We start from the raw sequence: 19,111 nt of genomic DNA, 5'->3' as shown, positions 1-19,111 counted from the left end.
CTGTAGCATGTATTTGTGCGCCTGTGATACAATTTTGGCAAGAGGGTAAAGGCAACGATGAAACAGGGGGCGGATCTTCGTGGACTGGTTGGTTATCAGGTCCAGCGTGCGCATCTCTTGATTGATACGGACGCGCGCGCCGCCATGGCGGCGCACGACCTCTCGCCCGCCAAGCTGACGGCGCTCATCCTGATCCGCGACAATCCCGGCTGCGACCAGACTGCCCTGGGTCGGGCACTCAGCATCAACCGGTCGAGCGCGATGAAGCTGGTCAACATATTGGCGGAACGCGGGCTTGTCGAACGGCGGCCGGGTCGCGACTTGCGTACCAACGCGCTGTGGTTGACGGCCGAAGGGGAAGCGAAAGTGCCGGTCATGGTCGATGCGCTGCGCGTATCCGACGCGCGGATGACGGCCCGGCTGAGCGCCGAGGAAGTCCGCACGCTCAGTGCCTTGCTGCGCAAGCTTGGCCCAGTGCCGCGCGCCGCCAGCGCTGACTGACGGCCAAGGTGACGCAAAAGCGGTTGCGTAAATTGTATCACAGGCGCACAATGTTGGCGCGAAACAGCGGTTGATTCGAGCCGCTTCTACTGAAGAATTTCTGGGGAGAGACACGCTTGACCGACATGATCGACCTCGACCGGCCGGCAGTATCCATGGCAGCCCCCTCGCTCGACCGGTTGCTGCGGCCCCGGTCCGTCGCGATCGTGGGTGCGTCGGACAAGCCGGGCGCTCTGGGTGCGTCGGTGCTGGCCAATCTGGTGCGGCAGGGCTTTGCTGGCGACATCCATCTGGTCAATCCCAAGCGTGCGGAAATCGGCGGCCGCCCCTGCGTCGCATCGGTTGATGATCTGCCCGAAGGTGTCGATGCCGCTGTTCTTGCCATCCCGCGCGCGGGCGTGCTCGACACGATGCGCGGCCTTGCCCGTCGCCATGTCGGCGCGGCCGTGATCTTTTCCGCCGGCTTTGCCGAGGATGGCCCGCAAGGTCTCGCCGACCAGCAGGAAATCGCGCGCATCGCCCGCGAAGCCGGTATGGTGGTCGAAGGGCCCAATTGCCTCGGCCTCGTCAACTTCCGCGACAATGTTTCGCTGACCTTCATCGAAATGCCGGAGGCGACGGCCCAGGGTGACCGCCGGGTGGGCATCGTTTCGCAATCGGGCGCCATGGCGGCTGTGCTGGCGACGACGATGATTCATCGCGACGTGCCGCTCAGCTGCTACATCTCCACCGGCAATGAAGCGGCCAGTGGGATCGAGGATTATCTTGCCCATCTGGTAGACGAGCCCGAAACCGCGGTGATCGCGATGATCGCCGAACATGTCCGCGATCCCGCCCGTTTCCTTGCCGCCGCCCGCGCGGCAAGGCTGGCCGGCAAGCAGGTGGTGCTGCTCCACCCAGGCCGCAGCGCGGCGGGCGCGGCCAGCGCTGCCACGCATACGGGCGCGATGGCGGGCGATCATGCCGTCATGGCGGTCCATGTCGAACGGGCGGGCGTCATCCTGGTCGACTCGCTGGAAGAATTGGGTGACGTGGCTGAAATGCTGGCGCGCAACGCGGCAATCGGCGCGGGCGGCACCGGCATCATCGCTGAATCGGGCGCATTCAAGGCGATGATGCTGGACCTCTCCGAAGCGGTCGTGCTTGACCTGCCGACGCTGACCGACGCCGACAGCCCGGCGCTGCGCGCGGCGCTGCCCGATTTCGTTCCCGTCACCAATCCGCTCGATGTCACGGCGCAGGGGCTGGTCGATCCGGGCCTTTACGGTAGCACGCTTGCCGCTCTGGTCGAAGATCAGCGTATCGCCACAATCCTTTTGACCCTGATCCAGACCGACACCGGCACATCCCATGTCAAATTCACCGCCGTGCTGAATGCGCTCGCCACCCTCCGGCCAGACAAGCCCATCATAGTGGGCGGCGTTGATGAAGGCGGCGCAGTGTTTGCGGACGATCTTTCCGCTCTCCGTCAGGCAGGCGTCACCTATCTGCCGACTGCCGAACGCGCCGTGCGCGCGCTCGCCCGGATCAGCGCCGCTGCTGCGCGCGATTTCACGGCGGCCCCGCTGGACGCCGCTCCGGTTGCCGATCTGGCGCAGGTCGGCCATTCTATCCCGGAATATCGATCCAAGGCGATCATGGCGGAACATGGTATCGCCTTCCCTCGCTTCGCCATGGCGCAGAGCGTGGAAGAGGCGATCGCCGCTGCCGAGACGCTGGGCTATCCTGTCGTTCTAAAGGCGCAGTCGCCAGACCTGCCGCACAAGAGCGACGCGGGCGGCGTTATCGTCGACCTTAAAAATCGCGACGAACTGGCCGAAGGCTGGGACAGGCTAGCCGCCAATATCGCAGCGTCCCGCCCCGATCTCGTGCTCGACGGCGTGCTGGTGGAGGGGATGGCCGACAAGGGTGTCGAACTCATTGTCGGTGCGCGGAACGATCCGCACTGGGGCGCGACCGTCCTGGTCGGTTTTGGTGGCGTCGCGGCGGAATTGCTGCATGACGTCTGTCTGCTTCCGCCTGACCTGCCGCGCGACGCCATCATCGCCCGCATCCGCACGCTGCGCATGGCACCCTTGCTCGACGGCTTTCGCGGTGCGCCGGTCATGGACATCGGCGCTGTCGCCGACGTCGTCCAGCGCCTGGGCCGCATGGTCGCCGCAACGCCTGCCATTCGCGAGGTCGATCTCAACCCCGTCATTGTCTATCCCGAAGGACAGGGCGCGTTGGCGCTGGACGCTCTGATCTCGCTCTGATCCTGCCTCTGATCGCTGCGAGTGAAGTCGAAAAACGCCAGGGACTGCCCTGAACGCCTTTCGACTTCGCTCGCAGCGGATGGGTGACGCTGTATTTATGTCAGCGCATAATAGCGCAACACATTGCCATCGGCCCGCCGTTCACCAACGCCTATGAACACATGTTTGGTCAGCCAGTCATGCTTGCCGACAGGACATTCGAAAGTCGGATTGCCGCGCAGATAATAGTCCTGCTGCTCGACAGGTTGCCCTTCGCCAAAGGCCCAGTCCCGCAACTTCGTCATCGTATCGGGCTTGCGCCCCCACAGGAAGCCGCGATTGTTGAGCAGGATCAGCGTGCCGTCCTCCTCCTCCAGCATATAGCGTGCATCGAACACCGCGACATCGTCAGGCCGGAAATAGGCATAATCGCCGCCCGATCCCGGAACGGCCTTGCCCCTGATCCTTGGCCCCTCGAACGTGCCGCCATCGACATAGACGGCGCTGCGATTGCCGCCCATCGGCGTATTCACGATCGTCTGCACCCGCGGAAATTGCAGCCGTACCTCCATCGCAAATTCCAGTCGCGGATTATCCAGCGTCGAAAACATATCCGTCATCCCAATTCTCCATCATCCCAGTTCAAGCGTACCGCCATCGACGAAAAGGTTAGCCGCGGTGATAAAGCTCGCCTCGTCCGACGCCAGGAACAGCACCGCGCGGGCGACTTCCTCCGGTCGGCCCATCCGCTTCATTGGTACGGCATTGATCATCGCCTCGCGCATCGCTGCCACATCGGCCTCGCTCATCCCCGGATTGCGGTGGAGCAGGGGCGTTTCGATGGGACCGGGACTGACCAGATTGACGCGGATACCCTCGCTTACCAACTCGCCGGCAATCACCTTCATCGCTGCATAAAGCCCGCCCTTGGCCGCCGCATAGGCCGTATTGCCCGGTACGAACGCATGGCCCCCGATGGAACCGGTCGCGACGATCGATCCGCCCCGGCGCATCAGTCGCAACGCCTTCTGGATGGCGAACACGCAGCCGCGCAGATTAACGCCATGGACATGATCCCAGTCTGCTGGCGTCATATCGCGCAAGCGGGCAAAGCCGCCGACGCCGGCATTCACGAACAATGTATCGATCCGCCCGTCCTGTGCCGCGATGTCGGCCATCATCGCGTCCATCGCGTCCGGATCGGCAATGTCCGCGCGATAGCCTTTTGCGCCGGGGATGGTTGCCACCGCCGCGTCGATCGTCGCCTGATCGCGTCCGCTTATCCGCACGATCGCGCCCTCGGCGGCAAAGGCCTGGGCGCTTGCCAGACCGATGCCGCTATTGCCGCCGACAACCAGTATGATCTTGTCGCTGAACCGCATCTCGCGCTCCGTCAAAAGGGGGAATTGGGATTGGGGCTGTCGGCCGGTACATCCTGCACCACATCCCAATGCTCGGCGATCAGCCCGTTTTCGACGCGAAAAATGTCGATCACGGCAAAACCAGGATCACCCGGCCGTCGCCGTACATGATAATGGACGATCACATGATCGTCCTCGACAAAGCAGCGCTTGATGTCGTGGACCGCGTCGGGGTTTTCCCCGCGCACCTGCCGCAAAAACGCTTTGAGCGGCTCAGTCCCGGTATCGACCCATTGGTTGTGCTGGATATAATCAGGGGCCAGATAGCGGTCGACCGCGTCGGCATCCATGGGTTTGAGCACATGGTCGAACATCGCCATGACGAGTTTGAGATTGCGCTCTTCCTGCTCTGTGCGGGCCATATCATCCTCATCCCATCTTTTCGCTGGCGTTTGATCGCCCTTTGCCATTACGATAACGATCGTTATTAATATGGCAAGCGGGCAGGCGAAAAATCGCAGTCCCGAAAAGTGGAGAGGCCGATATGAACCGCGCCGATTATGAGCGTTACGCGCACGCCTTCAACCATCGCGATTATGACACGGTGTTCGATTTTTACGCACCCGACGCGAAAATCCAGTTCTTCGGCGTAGACTTGGGCACGCGCGAAGCATTCAAGCGCTTCTACAGTTTCCTCCACGCCCATGTGATCGAAACGCTGACGATCGAACGCTTCGCTGCCAGCGAAAATCTGGTCGCGCTGGAAGGGATCATCCGGGTTGAAGGGATCCGTGACCTGACCGCTGAGGCTTTGCGCGAACAGGGGTTGGATCAATTTGCTCCGATCCGCAAAGGCGAGGTGCAGGAGATGCGCCAATATATCCATTATCATGTCGCCAACGGACACTTCACCAGCGTCGGCTGCGCGATTGTTCCTGCCGCCTGAGCGCGCCTTCTCCCATGCCCGGCTTGACTTGAGGCCCGGCAAATGTCCTATCGGAAAGTCATGTCGAACAGTCCTGCGCCCAAAAGCCCGACCGCATCGCGCAAGTCGCCCCGGTCACGAGCTGACGAAGTCAGCCAATCCGATACGTTGCATCGGATATTGCGGCTGGCCAACAAATTGATGGCGCCCTTCTCCACATATCTGGAGCATCGCTACAAGATCAGCCTCAATGAATTTCGGCTGCTGATGCTGATCGGCCGCTTCCCTGATTCGGCCAGCCATGAACTGGCCGAAATGACCGGGGTGAACCCGATGAGCGTCTCGCGCGCGGTCGCCGCCTTGCAAAAGCATGGCCGTATCACCGTCGAGCGTGACGCCAGCAACAAGCGGCGCAAGACGCTGGTGCTGACAGAAGAAGGCCAGCGCCTCTATGGGCTGATGCGCCCGCAGACCGACAAGGTTGCAGACTATCTGGTGTCCGGCTTGGAAGCGGCGCAGGTCGATACGCTCAACCATTTCCTCGACACGCTGGTTGAAACACTCGAAGCGAAAGACGAGGCTGGCAATAGCCGGTTCCTCGAATCCACCCGCCCGGACGAGGCGGACCTTTAGATTGATCAGGCCCGCGCCTGTCGCGGACCGATCAACCCGGCCGTCACCCACATGATGGCGAAGGCGCCGCCCAGCACACTGACGAGCGGCAATATGGAAAGGGATGGCAGCAGCGACACGATCCCGCTGGCCAGCGCCGTGATCGCCAGTTGCAGCGTGCCTAGCAGGCCTGCCGCCGCGCCCGCGCCACCCGCTGCCGCATCCAGCGCCGAAATCGCAGCTGGCGTAAGGATCAGGCCCGCTATCGCAAATAGCAACATGGAATAGAGCTGGAAAAGCGGCAGCGCGACGGGCTGTTTCATCGCCGCCAGCGCAATCGCAGCGGTGGCGACAAGGGCAATCGTCGCTACGGTCAGCACAAGTCGCCTTGCGCCCAAACGCTTCATCAGGCCCGGCGCGAATTGCGTCGCGATGATCGATGTGCCGGCGTTGAGGGCCAGCAACAGGCTATATTCATGCGCGCTCAGGGCAAAGCCAAGGCTGAATATGAAAGGCGCGGCCGTTACGAAGGCGAAGGGGATGGTCGTCGCTAGCCCGGCGACCAGGGTCCAGCCAATAAAGGCGGGCGTCGCCAGCAAATCCCCATAGGATCGAAGCATCGACTGGCGCGCCTGCCGCCGCTCCGGTGGCAGCGTTTCACGCAGGAACAGCAGCACCGCCAATATGGCAATCAGACCGCCGCCCGCCAGCAGCCCGAACAACCCGCGCCAGCTGGTGAGCTGCAACAAATAGCTCCCCGCAAGCGGAGCCAGTACCGGGGATATGCCAATCACCAGGAATGTGAATGCCATCAACTGCGCAGCGCGATGCCCGCTGTGCCGGTCGCGTATCATGGCCCGCACGCTCGACGTCCCCGCGCACGCGCCCATCCCCTGCAAGAAGCGAAAGACGATCAACTGTTCCAGACTTGTGGCCAGCGCGCAGGCCGTTGACGCGAGGATGAACAATATAAGTCCGCCGATCAGCGGCCATCGTCGTCCGAAACGGTCCCCCAGCGTGCCCAAGGGAATTTGCGCTAGCGCCAGTCCCAGGAAAAAGGCAGACAAGGTCCGCTGCACCGCACCGCTATCCGCCGCCATTTCGCGCGCCATGCCAGGCATGGCGGGCAGATAGAGATCGATCGCTAGGGGGCCAAGCGATGACAAAAGGCCAAAGCCGATCCCCAGCAACAGGCTTGGCTGTGCGCTTTCTCCGGCCATGGTCCGGCTCGCCTCGCCCATAAATATCTGCACCCTCTCCCATTTAATAACGATCGTTACATTCATCATGGGGCTGGTGCAAGCGTGCAGGATCGCCTAATTGTGTCATCAGCATACAAATTCGTCATACGGGCCGCATGGCGCGACAGGAGAGAATGAATATGGCCATCGCCACCCTGCCAGCGGACGATCCGCGCAGCATCATGGCCGACAGCCCGATGCGCCTGCGGCAGATTGTCGCAGTCACTGTCTGCTTTCTCCTGAACGCGCTCGACGGCTTCGATGTGCTGGCCGTTACCTTCGCTGCGCCGGGCATTGCGAAGGACTGGGCGGTCGGGCCGGGGGCGATCGGCATCATCGTGTCGACCGGACTTGTCGGCATGGTCATCGGATCGCTGACGCTGGGCCAACTGGCCGATCGCATCGGTCGCCGCCGCCAGATATTGCTCTGCCTTGGCATCATGACCATCGGCATGTTCGCCTCCGCCTTTGCCATGGGCGTGGTGTCGCTTGGCCTTCTGCGCGTGCTGACCGGCCTGGGGTTGGGCGCGATGCTGGCGGCGATCAACGCCATGTCGGCGGAATTTGCCAATCGCCGCCGCCGCGACCTCGCCGTCAGCATCATGGCGGCAGGCTATCCGGTCGGTGGCATCATCGGCGGCTGGGGTGCGGCGCAATTGTTGCGGACGCACGGATGGGAAGCGATCTTCCTGTTCGGCGGCGTGGCGACGCTGGCCATGGTGCCGCTCGTGCTGGCGTTTCTTCCCGAATCGATCGGCTGGCTGGCGACGCGCGGTGGTCCGAATGCACTGGCGCGGATCAACGCGATCCTGCGACGCCTGGGCCAGCCGCAGGCCGCGCAATTGATCGCGCTTGAGGAACCCAAAGCCTCCATGCGGTCCCTGTTTGCCGATCGCTATCGCGTCGTAACGATCGCTTTGATCGTCATGTATGGCCTGCACATGATGACTTTCTATTATGCGCTTGGCTGGGCGCCCTCGCTGGTGGTGGTGCTGGGTTTCGATCCGTCGCGTGCGACGATCGTGTCGGTATTCATGAATTCGGGCGGCGCGATCGGCGGGCTGGTCCTGGGCCTGCTGTCACCCCGCCTCGGCCTGCGCCCGCTCGTCATCTTTGGTCTTGCGGGCGCAGCGGTGGCGGTCGCCGCCTTCGGCGCCGTGCCACCTGAACTTGTCCTGCTTCAGGGCGCGGCCTTCGTCCTTGGCTTTCTGTCCAACGGGTCGGTGGTTGGCCTCTACGCGCTCATCGCCAATGTCTATCCGACCACCCTGCGCGCGACAGGCACTGGCGCGGTCATAGGCTTCGGGCGCTTTGGCGCTGCCTTTGGCCCCTTCGCAGCGGGTCAGTTGCTCGCGGCCGGGGCAGGGCGGGGGACGACTTCCCTGCTGCTGGCGCTGGGATCGGGCATCGCCGCTTTGGTCCTGCTAGCCTCGCGGATTCGCCCTGCCGACGAAAATTAGGCGCGTTGCACCGTCACCTCGACGCCTGCCAGCCCCCGCGTCAGCGCAAAGGGTTTGTCGACCCTGATCTGCGCCTCGACCACGCAGGCAAACTCCAGGCAGCGCTCGCCCAGCTTCTGCGCGAATGTCTCGATCAGCGGAATGTGGACCAGGGCCAGATCCTCGGCCGCTTGCGCGACCTTGCGATAATCGACCGTGTCGCCGATCCCGTCCACCCGATCGGCAGACAGCAGCAGGTCGACCGAGATTACCAGCGGCTGGCGACGGCCGATCTCGTCAGGGTTGATGCCGATATCGGCCAGCAAGGGCAGGTCGCGCACCTTGACGCGGGTGGTGCAGATTGGCTCAGGCATCTTCGCTCTTTTCGGCTGCCAGCACGGTGTTGCTGAGCAGGCAGGCGATAGTCATGGGTCCGACGCCGCCCGGTACCGGGGTCACGGCCTTGGCATGGTCGAGTTCATGGGTGGCACAATCGCCCACGATTTGCGTGCTGCCGTCATCTCTGGTGATGCGGTTGATCCCCACGTCGATCACGATCGCGCCGGGGCGGACCCAATAGCCGCGCACCAGGTTGGGCGCACCAGCGGCGGCAACGATGATATCGGCCTTGCGTGCAATGTCGGGCAGGTTCAACGTTTCTATATGGGTGACGGTGACTGTCGCCTCCCGTTCCAGCAACAGCATGGCGACAGGCTTGCCGACAATATTGGACTTGCCGATGACCACCGCGTTCAAACCGCGATAATCTTCGATCACGCTGTCGAGCAGCTTCATGATCCCCAGCGGCGTGCAAGGCACCAGCCCCCCGGTCCCGGTGGACAGGCGTCCGACATTGACCGGGTGAAATCCGTCGACATCCTTCGCCGGGTCGATCCGGTCCAGCACCAGCGCCGCATCGATACCGGCTGGCAAGGGCAGCTGTATCAATATGCCATGGACGCCGGCATCTGCGTTCAGCGCGTCGATCAGCGCCAGCAACTCTGTTTGCGGGCAATCGACCGGCAATCGATGTTCGATCGATGTAATGCCCACGCGGCGAGATTCGCTGATCTTGCGGCGCACATAGACATGGCTCGCCGGATCGTCGCCGACCAGCACAACCGCCAGCGCGGGTGGCTGGCCGGTCCGGTCGACCAGCGCCGCCACCCGTGCGGCGGTTTCGTCCGAGAGGGCGCGCGCCATCGCGCGCCCGTCAATGACCTGCGCCATGGTCAGGCCTTGAATACGACGGTGCGGGCGCCGTTCAGGAACACCCGACCTTGCAGATGATGCTGCACTGCGCTTGCCAGCACACGCCGTTCAATGTCGCGGCCCTTGCGCACCAGATCGTCGGGCGTATCGGCATGGCCGATCGCCTCGACATCCTGATGGATGATCGGACCTTCATCCAGGTCCGCGGTCACATAATGCGCCGTTGCACCAATCATCTTGACCCCACGCTCATGCGCCTGATGATAGGGCTTGGCGCCCTTGAAACCGGGCAGGAAGCTGTGATGGATGTTGATGCATCGGCCGGACACGAATCCCGCCAGATCATCGCTCAATATCTGCATGTAGCGTGCCAGCACGATCAGGTCCGCGCCGGTTTCCTCGACGATCGCCTTGATCTGCGCTTCCTGCTCCGCCTTTGTGTCCTTTGTCACCGGCAGATGATGGAACGGGATATTTCCGATCAGCGATATGGTCAGCGCTTCGCGCGGATGGTTGCAGATGATGCCCACGACATCCATGTCCAGTTCGCCAATGCGCCAGCGATACAGAAGATCGCCCAGGCAATGGTCGAACTTGCTGACCAGCAGCAGAACCTTCTGCCGTTCGCTGCGGCGACGCAGGCTCCATTCCATGCCGCGCTTCTGCGCCACATTGGTGAAGGCCGTACGCAACCCGTCCACGCTGTCGTCGGCCGCTTCAAACTCCACCCGCATGAAAAAGCGGTCGGTCAGCTTGTCGTTAAACTGCTGGGCGTCGGTAATATTGCCGCCCTGCTGCGCCAGAAAGCCGGCAACATCGGCCACCAGGCCTGGCCGGTCGTCGCATTGCAGGGTCAGGGTGCAAATCTCGGTCACATCGCTTCTCCGCTCAAGTCTTGCCGCCCTTAGCGGCTTTTTGTGTAATTATTAATCCATTCGACCGTCCGGGCGAGGCCGCCGAACGGATAGAAATGCAGCCGAACCTTGCCATGCTGGCTTCCCAGCCCTTTGCCAAGGGCGTCGACCAGCTTGTCTGGGCCCGCGGTGCCGATCAGCTTGGTGATCGAAATGCCATATTTGGTCAGCACCGAAGCCGAAGCCCCCACGCCGCACCGTGCGGCAAAGCGCATCAACGTCTTGATGCCGGCAGGCCCAGGAATACCTACGCGTACCGGCGCATCTATGCCCCGCCCGCGCAACTCTTCCAGCCAGGACAGCACTGGCGCCGCGTCGAAACTGAACTGGGTGACGATCAGTGGGGCCATGCCGCGCGCTTCGATTTCCGCGCATTTGGCGATCAATATGTCGAAACATTGGTCAGGCGTCATATTGGGATGGCCTTCAGGATGACCCCCGACGCCGATCGCCTTGATCCCGGCGCGCTCGAACGCACCGGTACGGATCAGCGACATGCTGTCTGAATAGGGACCGGCGGCTTCAGGCGGATCGCCAGCGATGATGAAGCAGCGGGTTACGCCTGCTTCGCGCACGACTGCCGCCAGATAGGCCTCGAAATCGTCGCCCGACTCCAGCCTGCGCGCGGAAAAATGTGGCATCGGTTCAAAGCCCAGAGCCCGCACCGTCCGTGCGGCCTCGATTCGCGCCTCCAGCGATTCGCCCGGCAGAAAGGTCACGGCGACTGGGGTTTCAGGGGCCATGGCAGGCGCTGCTTCGCGCAGAGCGTCAATGTCTTTCGCCGTGATTTCCAGCGAATAGCCATCGGTCATGCCCTTTGGCGGCAAATCCCAGTTTGGATGGATCGACGGCAGGCTCATGTCTCTCTCCCGGTAGCGTTCGATCAGGGGCGGCCCGCAAAACGGATGCGGCGTGCCTCTCCCCGGCGCATTTTTCCCCTAGCCTATCCGTAAACATTCGTATAGATGAAAACTTCATGGATACGAAATCATCCTATCGGGGCAGCAAAGCCGCACCGCTCATCATCCTTCCGGGGCTGATGTGCGATTCGCGCATGTTTGCTGAACTGCTGTCGGCTTTCCCCGAAGCCCAGGTGATTGACGGTTTTTATGCCGGCTGCGACCGGATCGAGGCGATGGCAAATTATGTGCTTGCTCGTATGCCAGCGCGCGTCTCGCTACTTGGCCATTCCATGGGCGCGCGCATTGCATTGGAAGTCATGCGCAAGGCGCCTGACCGGGTCGAGCGATTGGCGCTGGTCGATACTGGCGTTCATGGCCCCAAGCCGGGCGAACGCGACGCGCGCTATGCGCTGCGCGATCTTGGCCGCGAACAGGGCATGGCCGCGCTGGTCGCGAACTGGCTGCCGCCGATGATGGGCTTCGCTGGCCTTCGCAACGAACCGCTTATGGACAGTCTCTACGCCATGGCGGTCTCAGCTGGCCTTGCAACGTTCGAGGCGCAGATCGAGGCGTTGCTCAATCGTCCGTCAGTCGATGCGCTGTTGCCGACCATTGCGTGTCCGACTGTCGCCATGGTCGGTCGCCAGGACCAGTGGTCGCCGGTCGTCCAGCATGAAGCGATCGTGGCTGCCATTCCCGGCGCGCAACTGCGCATCGTCGAAGGCGCAGGCCATATGATGCCCGCCGAAGCGCCGCAGGTTTTCAACCAATTGGTCGGGGAATGGCTCGCCATCGCCCCGACCCCATGATTTCCGTCACATTGCACATCATCCCAAAGGAGAGGTTTGAATGACCGACAAGTCCCTGCAACAACTGCTCGACGAAAAGGGCGACATCGTTGAATTCCTGCGTAACCAGCAGGTCGGCCCGAACGCCTATCCGGGCGTTCCGGGCGAATATAGCAACTGGCGCGATGAACAGCGCAGCTGGGCGGAAAGCTCGGTCCTGTTCAACCAGAGCTTCCACATGGTCGACCTGCTCGTCACCGGTCCCGGCGCGTTCGACATGCTGGCCTATCTCGCCCCCAACAGCTTCAAGGGCTTCGTGCCGAACCGCGCCAAGCAGTTCGCTCCAGTCACGCCCGAAGGCTATGTCATCGGCGACGTCATTCTCTTCTATCTCGAAGAAGAAAAGTTCGAGCTGGTCGGCCGCGCTCCCTCGATCGAATGGGTCGAATATTGGGCCTCGACCGGCAAGTGGGACGTAAAGGTCGAACGCGACGAGCGTACTGCGGCCCGCCCGCTCGACCAGCAGGGCTACCGTCGCAACTATCGCTTCCAGCTGCAGGGGCCAAACGCCATGCCCGTCCTGGAAAAGGCGATGGGCCAGACCCCGCCGGATCTCAAATTCTTCCACATGGCGCCGATCATGATCGCGGGCGTCGAAGTGCGCGCGCTGCGCCACGGCATGGCCGGCCAGCCCGGTTACGAGCTGTTTGGTCCCTGGAAGGATTATGACACCGTCCGCAATGCGCTGATCGAAGCAGGCAAGGATTACGGCCTCACCCTTTGCGGCGGCCGCACCTATTCCTCGAACACGCTGGAATCGGGCTGGATCCCGTCTCCGCTGCCCGCCACCTATACCGGTGAAGGCTCCAAGGCGTTCCGCGAATGGCTGCCCGCCAAATCCTATGAAGGCATGTGTTCGCTCGGCGGCAGCTTCGTGTCGGACAATATCGAGGATTATTATCTCAACCCGTGGGAGCTGGGCTATGGCATCATGGTCAAGTTCGACCATGACTTCATCGGCCGCGAAGCGCTGGAAAAGATCAAGGACAAGCCGCATCGCCAGAAGGTGACGCTGGCACTGGACAATGAAGATATTGTCCGCGTCATGAGCTCGATGCTCCAGACCGGCGACAAGGCCAAGTTCCTTGAATTCCCCAGCGCGGTCTACTGCATGCATCCCTATGACGCAGTGCTGAAGGACGGCAAGACCATCGGTCTGTCCACCTGGATCGGTTATACCATCAACGCAGGTCGCTTCCTGGCGCTGGCGATGGTCGATGCCGAGTTCGCCGAACCGGGCACCGGAGTGACCCTGCTTTGGGGCGAACCCAATGGCGGCACCTCCAAGCCGACCGTCGAGCCTCACGTCCAAACCGAAATCAAGGCGATCGTTTCCTCGGTCCCTTATTCGGAAGCTGCCCGTGACAATTATGCCGACGGCTGGCGCACCAAGAAGGCCTGATCACTCCTTGTGAGCGGGAGGAGCGGGATGCCGAAAGGCGTCCCCCGTTTCCATTTGGGGCAGATGTCGGTTGGGCCAGAAGCGTCATTGCCGGTGATTTCCGCCAACTACCACTCGCTCAAAAGGGTGGCGCATCCATCATCTGCGCTATCATTCATCCGTTTCCAGAAGCGAGCGACAGGCATCAGACCCGCTTGATCCCTCCGCCCTTTCCAGCGCGTCAAGCGTTGCGGAGGCCATGGCACGATATGGTGACAGGAGAGGGGGGCAGTCCTGTCGCAAGGCGACCAGATGCCCGCCGATCGTTGCTGCGTCGCCGCGCAGCAGCGGACCCGACAGGCCAGCCATGCCCTTTCCGAGCCCATTCGCCAGCGCGGCGCGGGCAAGCGGCGCCAGCAGCGCTGCGGGATCGTCAACGCCTGCCGCCGCCAAGGCTTCTGTGGCGCCGACAATCAGAGTAACCAGATGGTTGGCGCCATGGCAGAGCGCGGCATGGTAGAGCGGTCGGTGCGCTTCGCTGATCTCGACTGGCACGCCGTCCAGCAGCGCGACTATGGCCCGCGCCTTCGCGACAGACTGCGCCGTGCTGGCCGTCACGGCGAAACGCGCGCCGATCATCTGCTGCGCCTCGGCGATCGGATCGCCAGTGAAGGTCATGGCCGGATGGACAGCCGCAGTACCCCAGCCCTTGGCATCGAGCGGGGCCAGTATCCCTGCGCCACTGCGTCCGCTGACATGGAAGGCAAAGGCCGGCGCCGATCCGGCAACCGCTGCAAGTTGATGGATGCAAGGTTCGAGCGCATCGTCCGAGACAGCCAGAATGATCAGATCGCACCCATCGCCTATATCGGCCAACTGCGTCACGGCACTGGCCCGGCCGATTGATGCGGCAAGAGCGGCCGAATTTGCCGGATTATGGCCCCAGATATGGAGTGGGTCGCCAGACTGGTGGACAAGCGCCAGCCCGATTGCCGCAGCAACCCGGCCAGTGCCTATGATCCCGATCCGTCGATAAGGTGCCCGCGCGGCCATGGCCTAATCGACGGCGCGGCGCATGAGCCTGTCGAGCCGCTCCGCAAACGCCCGGACATCGCTCGGCTGCTCACCATCGGCGATCCGCGCCTGATCCAGCAGTAGATGGGCCAGATCGGCCTTCATCGCATTCGCATCATCAGTCGTCGCGAGCTTCTGGATCAACAGGTGGCCGGGATTGACTTCCAGCACAGGCAGGCTTGCCTGTGGCAGCTGCCCGGCATTGGCGAGCAACTTCTCCAATTGTCGATCCATCCCACTTTCCGACGCGACCAGGCAGACCGCGCTGCTTGTCAGCCGCTCCGACACCCGCACGTCGGATACGGATCCGGCGAGCGCCTCTTTGGCAAAGGCAATGAAGCTATCCAGCGCGCCCGCCTCTGCCTGAGGGGACGATGGGGCACCGTCGCTCAGTGGGATGAGGGTAAGATCGGCACCGCCCTGGGTCACCGACTTGAACGGTTTGCCGTCAAAGTCGACACCAATCGAGGTCCAGAAATTGTCGACCTGATCAGGAAGCAGCAACACCTCTATGCCGCGGGCGCGGAAACCTTCCAACTGCGGGGATGTTGAGAGCCGATCCAGATCGCTGCCGGTGGCATAGTAGATGGCCGTCTGGTTCTCCCGCAGGTCCGCGACATAATCTTTGAGCGAACGCCAGTCATCACCAGACGTCGTGGTCTTGAAGCGGGCGAGACCAAGCAGCGTGTCGCGCCGCTCGAAATCCTCATAAAGGCCCTCCTTGAGAACCGGCCCGAAATTCTCCCATATACGCAGATATGCTTCGCTGTCGCTATCGGCCAGTTTCTGCAGCTCGTTCAACACGCGGCCCGTCACGCCCTTTTGAATGGCTGCCAAGACCGGGCTGTCCTGGATCATCTCGCGCGACATGTTGAGCGGCAGATCGGTTGAATCCACAAGCCCGCGTACGAAGCGAAGGTAGCGGGGCAATACAGGTGCTTCGTCCGTGATGAAGACCCGGCGCACATAGAGCTTGATATGCCCTTTGCGGTCGGGATCGAACAGGTCGAACGGCTTGGTCTGCGGAATGAACGTCAGGACCGAATATTCAAACCGTCCTTCGGCCCTATAGTGAATGGTATGTGCAGGTGAATCATATTGCCCGGCAACGCTGCGGTAGAAGTCGGCATAGTCGGCTTCGCTGATCTCCGAACGGGGCTTCAGCCACAATGCAGCGCCATCGGCGACAAGCGCGCCTTCGCTATCGGCCTTTTCGAACAGGGTGATAGGCACGGGCACATGGCCAGACTGCGCCTTGACGATCCGCTCTACGGTTGATCGCTCCGCATAAGATTTGGCATCATCGAGCAGATGGAGGACGACGCGGGTGCCGCGTTGCGGCGCATCGTCCAGGTCCACGGGGGCGATCGTATAGGTTCCCAGCCCGTCGGAACGCCAGCATGCCGCATCGTCAGCGCCTGCCCGGCGGGAAAAGACCTCCACCTCGCGTGCCACCATGAATGCTGAATAGAAACCAACGCCAAACTGGCCGATCAATTGCGAATCCGCCTTGCCTGCGTCCGCTGCCAGCCTGTCCATGAACGCTTTTGTTCCGGACCGCGCGATCGTCCCCAACGTCTCGCCCATGTCCGCTGCGGTCATGCCGATGCCATTATCCTCGATCGTCAACCGCCCCTGGTCAGCATCCAGCGTCAGGCTGATGCGCGGTTGCGGATCGTCCCCCAGCAGCGAAGGCGTGGCAATGGCTTCATAACGCAGCTTCTCACAGGCGTCGGCTGCGTTTGAAATCAATTCGCGCAAAAAGACGTCGCGGTCGGAATAGACCGAATGCACCATCATGTGCAGCAACTTTGACACGTCCGCCTCAAAGGCGTGGGTCTCAGGCCGCGATGCAGTCTCGGTGGTCACGATGTTACTCCCCTTATGTCACGATGCAGCGGGGAGATGGCGGTGACATGGGATTTTTGCAAGATTGGGGCCATCGCTCCGGTATCGTTGCTGCATTGTCCACGACATGGAAGGCGCGATGTCGCCATTGCAGCAACCGACAAATGGTCTGGAACAACTGGCCTGTCACATACCGGGGAACGCTATCGCGTGGCGATCGTTTTGCTATTTCGACTTCCACGCGGGTCTTTGTAATCGAACCACAACAGGACAATGAGACTCCTCTGTTGCCAACGGCTTTCCTCGCTCGGTCCTTCCTGTTGGCTCAGATATGAATCACGCTTTATCCCCGGCCATTGAAGCTAACAGGAACTCTGCATGTACAATATGGCGCGCAATGCGATCGAAAATGATGAAACGCTGATCGATCTGGTCACCCCTGCGCCCGTCTCTGATACAGCCGAATTTCGACAGGCAGTGGTGGAGGGATTGTCCAGACCGGACCGGGCGATCCCGTGCAGGTTCCTCTATGACGCAGCGGGATCGGCAATTTTCGACCGTATTTGCGAACTGCCGGAATATTATCCGACGCGAACCGAGCGGCGGATATTGGAGACGCATGCAAAGGCGATCGCTGAGACGATCCGCGGTAACATACGCTTTATAGAATTGGGCGCAGGATCGGGCGGCAAGGCCGAAATCCTGCTTGATGCGATGGAGCAGGTGCGCGCCTATATCTGTATCGACATATCGCCTGTCCCGCTTGCGTCGGCGGCTGCCGCCGTGCGGACGCGCTATCCCGCTATCGAAGTCGATTCGGTTTGCGGCAATTATCTTGGAGAGCTTGATCTGCCGACGCGCGGGAATTTGCGCGACGTCTGCTTCTTCCCCGGATCGACCATCGGCAATTTCGACCGGGATGATGCGCGTGCGTTTTTGCGCCGATGGAGCCAGCGCCTGGGCCAGGATGGCCTGATGCTGATTGGCGTCGATCTGAAGAAGGACATCGCCCTGCTGGAGGATGCATATGACGATGCACAAGGAGTAACGGCGCAGTTCAGTCTCAACCTTCTGCATCGCGCCAATCGGGAATTGGCCGCCGATTTCGACACTGGCGCCTTTGCGCATCGCGCTCGTTATGTCAGCCAGCCTGGCCATATCGAAATTTCGCTGGTCAGTCGTCGCGATCAGACGGTCAGGCTTGATGGCCGGTCTTTCGATTTCGCGCGGGACGAGGCGATCCATGTCGAAAATTCGCACAAATATACAATCGGCGAATTTGCCTCTCTTGCCAAAGAAGCCGGGTTCGATAGCGTCGACGTATGGACGGACGAGGACGCCTTGTTCAGCGTTCACCTGCTGCGCGTGGCGGGCTGATGGGCGCTGCGCAGGATCGCTACCATTCTGTCCGCAAACTGACCGGAGACCTGGCAAACCCGCTTTCGGACGCGGATGCGACGATACAATCCATGCCCGATGCGTCGCCGGCCAAATGGCATCTGGCGCACACGACGTGGTTTTTCGAAACCTTCATCCTGCGCGACCATGTACCGGGCTATCGCCATTATCGTGCGGACTGGCCGTTTCTGTTCAACAGCTATTATGAAGCTGAAGGCGCGCGACTGGCGCGCGCGGCGCGTGGCATGTTGTCGCGCCCTTCGCTTGCCGACATTCTTGACTATCGCGCCGCGGTGGATGCGGCGATGGATCGCGCAATCGGGCAACTTTCGCCGCAAGTGCTGGCGCTGGTGGACCTGGGGTGTCAGCATGAACAGCAGCATCAGGAATTGTTGCTGACGGATATTCTTCACGCCTTCTCCCTCAACCCGCTGGAGGATGCGCTCTGGCCGCGCGAAAGTGGCGCGCCTCACGGGCAGCCCGGCCCGCTCAGTTGGTTGGACGGTATAGAGGGGTTGGTCGAAATCGGCGCTGGCACGACCGGGGGCCGGGAATTCGCGTTCGATTGTGAAGGACCGCGCCACACCGCGTTGTTGCATTCGCATCAGATCGCCGATCGACAGGTCACCAACGCGGACTGGCTCGCCTTCATGGCAGACGGGGGATATGATGATCCGCGTCTGTGGCTGTCCGATGGCTGGGCCTGGCGTCAGGCTAACGATATACAGGCCCCTCTTTATTGGGCGGATGGTGAAAATGGCTGGACCAGTTTCGCATTATCGGGCCGCAATCCCGTCGATCCGGCTGCTCCTGTCTGTCATGTCAGCTTTTATGAAGCGGATGCCTTTGCCACCTGGGCTGGAGCGAGGCTGCCGACCGAAGCCGAATGGGAAGCGGCGGCTGCGCAGCATGATCCAGATCGCGGCAATTTGCTGGATAGGGCCGGGGACATCCGCCCGCGTCCGGCGCAAGATGCCCCTTCCTTCTTCGGCGATGTTTGGGAATGGACCGGCAGCGCCTTTCGTCCCTATCCCGGATTTCGCGCTGCCGATGGCGCGATTGGCGAATATAATGGCAAGTTCATGAGCGGACAGTGCGTGTTGCGCGGCGGCAGTTGCGCGACACCCCGCGGCCATATGCGCGCAAGCTATCGCAACTTCTTCTATCCCCATCACCGTTGGCAATTCATGGGACTGCGGCTGGCCAGAGACATGGCGTGAC

Annotated in this window: 19 protein-coding genes; 9 read left to right on the top strand and 10 right to left on the bottom strand. The window is 61.8% G+C overall.

Going from position 1 to position 19,111, the window contains the following annotated elements:
* Window positions 1–57: 57 nt before the first annotated feature.
* Both AC07X9_RS19415 and AC07X9_RS19410 read left to right on the top strand, forming a co-directional pair.
* Window positions 58–501 carry a MarR family winged helix-turn-helix transcriptional regulator gene (locus tag AC07X9_RS19415; RefSeq protein ID WP_017181851.1) on the top strand — a complete coding sequence of 148 codons (444 nt, stop codon included), beginning with the start codon at window positions 58–60 and terminating at the stop codon, window positions 499–501.
* A 125-nt stretch (window positions 502–626) separates the two neighbouring features.
* Complete coding sequence (locus tag AC07X9_RS19410; RefSeq protein ID WP_176342169.1) at window positions 627–2,756, top strand: acetate--CoA ligase family protein; 2,130 nt, start codon at window positions 627–629, stop codon at window positions 2,754–2,756.
* Between the two features lie 95 nt (window positions 2,757–2,851).
* Here the strand turns inward: AC07X9_RS19410 and AC07X9_RS19405 are convergent, their stop codons facing one another.
* The 3 genes from AC07X9_RS19405 to AC07X9_RS19395 are packed head-to-tail and all read right to left on the bottom strand — an operon-like array spanning window position 2,852 to window position 4,518.
* Window positions 2,852–3,355, bottom strand: coding sequence for a DUF3237 domain-containing protein (locus AC07X9_RS19405; protein ID WP_017181849.1), 504 nt, complete (start codon window positions 3,353–3,355; stop codon window positions 2,852–2,854).
* 12 nt (window positions 3,356–3,367) lie between these two features.
* A complete protein-coding gene (locus tag AC07X9_RS19400; protein ID WP_017181848.1) occupies window positions 3,368–4,117 on the bottom strand; it encodes an SDR family NAD(P)-dependent oxidoreductase in 750 nt (249 codons plus the stop codon).
* Window positions 4,118–4,128: 11 nt separating this feature from the next.
* Complete coding sequence (locus AC07X9_RS19395) at window positions 4,129–4,518, bottom strand: nuclear transport factor 2 family protein (protein WP_017181847.1); 390 nt, start codon at window positions 4,516–4,518, stop codon at window positions 4,129–4,131.
* A 122-nt stretch (window positions 4,519–4,640) separates the two neighbouring features.
* Here AC07X9_RS19395 and AC07X9_RS19390 point away from each other — a divergent pair, with 122 nt between their 5' ends.
* Together AC07X9_RS19390 and AC07X9_RS19385 are read left to right on the top strand one after the other, a co-directional pair.
* A complete protein-coding gene (locus tag AC07X9_RS19390) occupies window positions 4,641–5,042 on the top strand; it encodes a nuclear transport factor 2 family protein (protein ID WP_017181846.1) in 402 nt (133 codons plus the stop codon).
* A 42-nt stretch (window positions 5,043–5,084) separates the two neighbouring features.
* A complete protein-coding gene (locus AC07X9_RS19385; RefSeq protein ID WP_017181845.1) occupies window positions 5,085–5,654 on the top strand; it encodes a MarR family winged helix-turn-helix transcriptional regulator in 570 nt (189 codons plus the stop codon).
* A gap of 5 nt (window positions 5,655–5,659) precedes the next feature.
* Here AC07X9_RS19385 and AC07X9_RS19380 read toward each other — a convergent pair whose 3' ends face one another.
* Entirely contained in the window at window positions 5,660–6,886 is a 1,227-nt protein-coding gene (locus tag AC07X9_RS19380) for a Bcr/CflA family efflux MFS transporter (protein WP_241763589.1), read from the bottom strand.
* Window positions 6,887–7,014: 128 nt separating this feature from the next.
* Here AC07X9_RS19380 and AC07X9_RS19375 point away from each other — a divergent pair, with 128 nt between their 5' ends.
* Window positions 7,015–8,334 carry an MFS transporter gene (locus tag AC07X9_RS19375; RefSeq protein ID WP_241763588.1) on the top strand — a complete coding sequence of 440 codons (1,320 nt, stop codon included), beginning with the start codon at window positions 7,015–7,017 and terminating at the stop codon, window positions 8,332–8,334.
* Here AC07X9_RS19375 and AC07X9_RS19370 read toward each other — a convergent pair.
* From AC07X9_RS19370 to AC07X9_RS19355, 4 genes are read right to left on the bottom strand one after another with little or no spacing between them, the layout of a single operon-like run.
* Window positions 8,331–8,687, bottom strand: coding sequence for a dihydroneopterin aldolase (locus tag AC07X9_RS19370; protein WP_017181842.1), 357 nt, complete (start codon window positions 8,685–8,687; stop codon window positions 8,331–8,333). The genes AC07X9_RS19375 and AC07X9_RS19370 overlap by 4 nt on opposite strands.
* Window positions 8,680–9,543 carry a bifunctional methylenetetrahydrofolate dehydrogenase/methenyltetrahydrofolate cyclohydrolase gene (locus tag AC07X9_RS19365; RefSeq protein WP_017181841.1) on the bottom strand — a complete coding sequence of 288 codons (864 nt, stop codon included), beginning with the start codon at window positions 9,541–9,543 and terminating at the stop codon, window positions 8,680–8,682. The genes AC07X9_RS19370 and AC07X9_RS19365 overlap by 8 nt, the downstream gene beginning before the upstream one ends.
* 2 nt (window positions 9,544–9,545) lie before the next feature.
* On the bottom strand, window positions 9,546–10,400 hold the full coding sequence (purU, locus tag AC07X9_RS19360) for a formyltetrahydrofolate deformylase (RefSeq protein WP_017181840.1): 855 nt from the start codon (window positions 10,398–10,400) through the stop codon (window positions 9,546–9,548).
* Between the two features lie 29 nt (window positions 10,401–10,429).
* Complete coding sequence (locus AC07X9_RS19355) at window positions 10,430–11,299, bottom strand: methylenetetrahydrofolate reductase (RefSeq protein ID WP_017181839.1); 870 nt, start codon at window positions 11,297–11,299, stop codon at window positions 10,430–10,432.
* Between the two features lie 116 nt (window positions 11,300–11,415).
* On the opposite strand from AC07X9_RS19355, the gene AC07X9_RS19350 reads away from it, so the two are divergent.
* Complete coding sequence (locus tag AC07X9_RS19350) at window positions 11,416–12,150, top strand: alpha/beta fold hydrolase (RefSeq protein WP_017181838.1); 735 nt, start codon at window positions 11,416–11,418, stop codon at window positions 12,148–12,150.
* A gap of 40 nt (window positions 12,151–12,190) precedes the next feature.
* Window positions 12,191–13,591, top strand: a complete 1,401-nt coding sequence (gene desA, locus AC07X9_RS19345) for a syringate O-demethylase (RefSeq protein WP_017181837.1) — start codon at window positions 12,191–12,193, stop codon at window positions 13,589–13,591.
* Between the two features lie 150 nt (window positions 13,592–13,741).
* Here desA and AC07X9_RS19340 read toward each other — a convergent pair whose 3' ends face one another.
* Both AC07X9_RS19340 and htpG read right to left on the bottom strand, forming a co-directional pair.
* Entirely contained in the window at window positions 13,742–14,623 is an 882-nt protein-coding gene (locus AC07X9_RS19340) for a Rossmann-like and DUF2520 domain-containing protein (RefSeq protein ID WP_017181836.1), read from the bottom strand.
* 3 nt (window positions 14,624–14,626) lie between these two features.
* Window positions 14,627–16,513: a molecular chaperone HtpG gene (htpG, locus tag AC07X9_RS19335; protein ID WP_026002170.1), complete on the bottom strand. Its 1,887-nt coding sequence runs from the start codon at window positions 16,511–16,513 to the stop codon at window positions 14,627–14,629.
* A 357-nt stretch (window positions 16,514–16,870) separates the two neighbouring features.
* Here htpG and egtD point away from each other — a divergent pair, with 357 nt between their 5' ends.
* On the top strand, window positions 16,871–17,869 hold the full coding sequence (gene egtD, locus AC07X9_RS19330; RefSeq protein ID WP_017181834.1) for an L-histidine N(alpha)-methyltransferase: 999 nt from the start codon (window positions 16,871–16,873) through the stop codon (window positions 17,867–17,869).
* Window positions 17,869–19,110 (top strand): ergothioneine biosynthesis protein EgtB, encoded by a 1,242-nt coding sequence (gene egtB / locus AC07X9_RS19325; RefSeq protein ID WP_017181833.1) that lies wholly within the window; start codon window positions 17,869–17,871, stop codon window positions 19,108–19,110. Before egtD ends, egtB begins: the two co-directional genes overlap by 1 nt.
* Window position 19,111 lies beyond the last annotated feature (1 nt).

The sequence above is a fragment of the Sphingobium sp. GW456-12-10-14-TSB1 genome, from assembly GCF_059424385.1.
This window is presented reverse-complemented; position numbering and strand designations above follow the sequence as displayed.

Coding starts and splice junctions, on each gene's coding strand:
- AC07X9_RS19370 (WP_017181842.1), bottom strand. CDS start 8,687: ATGCCTGAGCCAATCTGCACCACCCGCGTCAAGGTGCGCGACCTGCCC.
- AC07X9_RS19405 (WP_017181849.1), bottom strand. CDS start 3,355: ATGACGGATATGTTTTCGACGCTGGATAATCCGCGACTGGAATTTGCG.
- egtB (WP_017181833.1), top strand. CDS start 17,869: ATGGGCGCTGCGCAGGATCGCTACCATTCTGTCCGCAAACTGACCGGA.
- egtD (WP_017181834.1), top strand. CDS start 16,871: ATGTACAATATGGCGCGCAATGCGATCGAAAATGATGAAACGCTGATC.
- AC07X9_RS19385 (WP_017181845.1), top strand. CDS start 5,085: ATGTCCTATCGGAAAGTCATGTCGAACAGTCCTGCGCCCAAAAGCCCG.
- AC07X9_RS19410 (WP_176342169.1), top strand. CDS start 627: ATGATCGACCTCGACCGGCCGGCAGTATCCATGGCAGCCCCCTCGCTC.
- AC07X9_RS19365 (WP_017181841.1), bottom strand. CDS start 9,543: ATGGCGCAGGTCATTGACGGGCGCGCGATGGCGCGCGCCCTCTCGGAC.
- AC07X9_RS19350 (WP_017181838.1), top strand. CDS start 11,416: ATGGATACGAAATCATCCTATCGGGGCAGCAAAGCCGCACCGCTCATC.
- AC07X9_RS19340 (WP_017181836.1), bottom strand. CDS start 14,623: ATGGCCGCGCGGGCACCTTATCGACGGATCGGGATCATAGGCACTGGC.
- AC07X9_RS19375 (WP_241763588.1), top strand. CDS start 7,015: ATGGCCATCGCCACCCTGCCAGCGGACGATCCGCGCAGCATCATGGCC.
- AC07X9_RS19415 (WP_017181851.1), top strand. CDS start 58: ATGAAACAGGGGGCGGATCTTCGTGGACTGGTTGGTTATCAGGTCCAG.
- desA (WP_017181837.1), top strand. CDS start 12,191: ATGACCGACAAGTCCCTGCAACAACTGCTCGACGAAAAGGGCGACATC.
- AC07X9_RS19400 (WP_017181848.1), bottom strand. CDS start 4,117: ATGCGGTTCAGCGACAAGATCATACTGGTTGTCGGCGGCAATAGCGGC.
- AC07X9_RS19395 (WP_017181847.1), bottom strand. CDS start 4,518: ATGGCCCGCACAGAGCAGGAAGAGCGCAATCTCAAACTCGTCATGGCG.
- AC07X9_RS19355 (WP_017181839.1), bottom strand. CDS start 11,299: ATGAGCCTGCCGTCGATCCATCCAAACTGGGATTTGCCGCCAAAGGGC.
- AC07X9_RS19390 (WP_017181846.1), top strand. CDS start 4,641: ATGAACCGCGCCGATTATGAGCGTTACGCGCACGCCTTCAACCATCGC.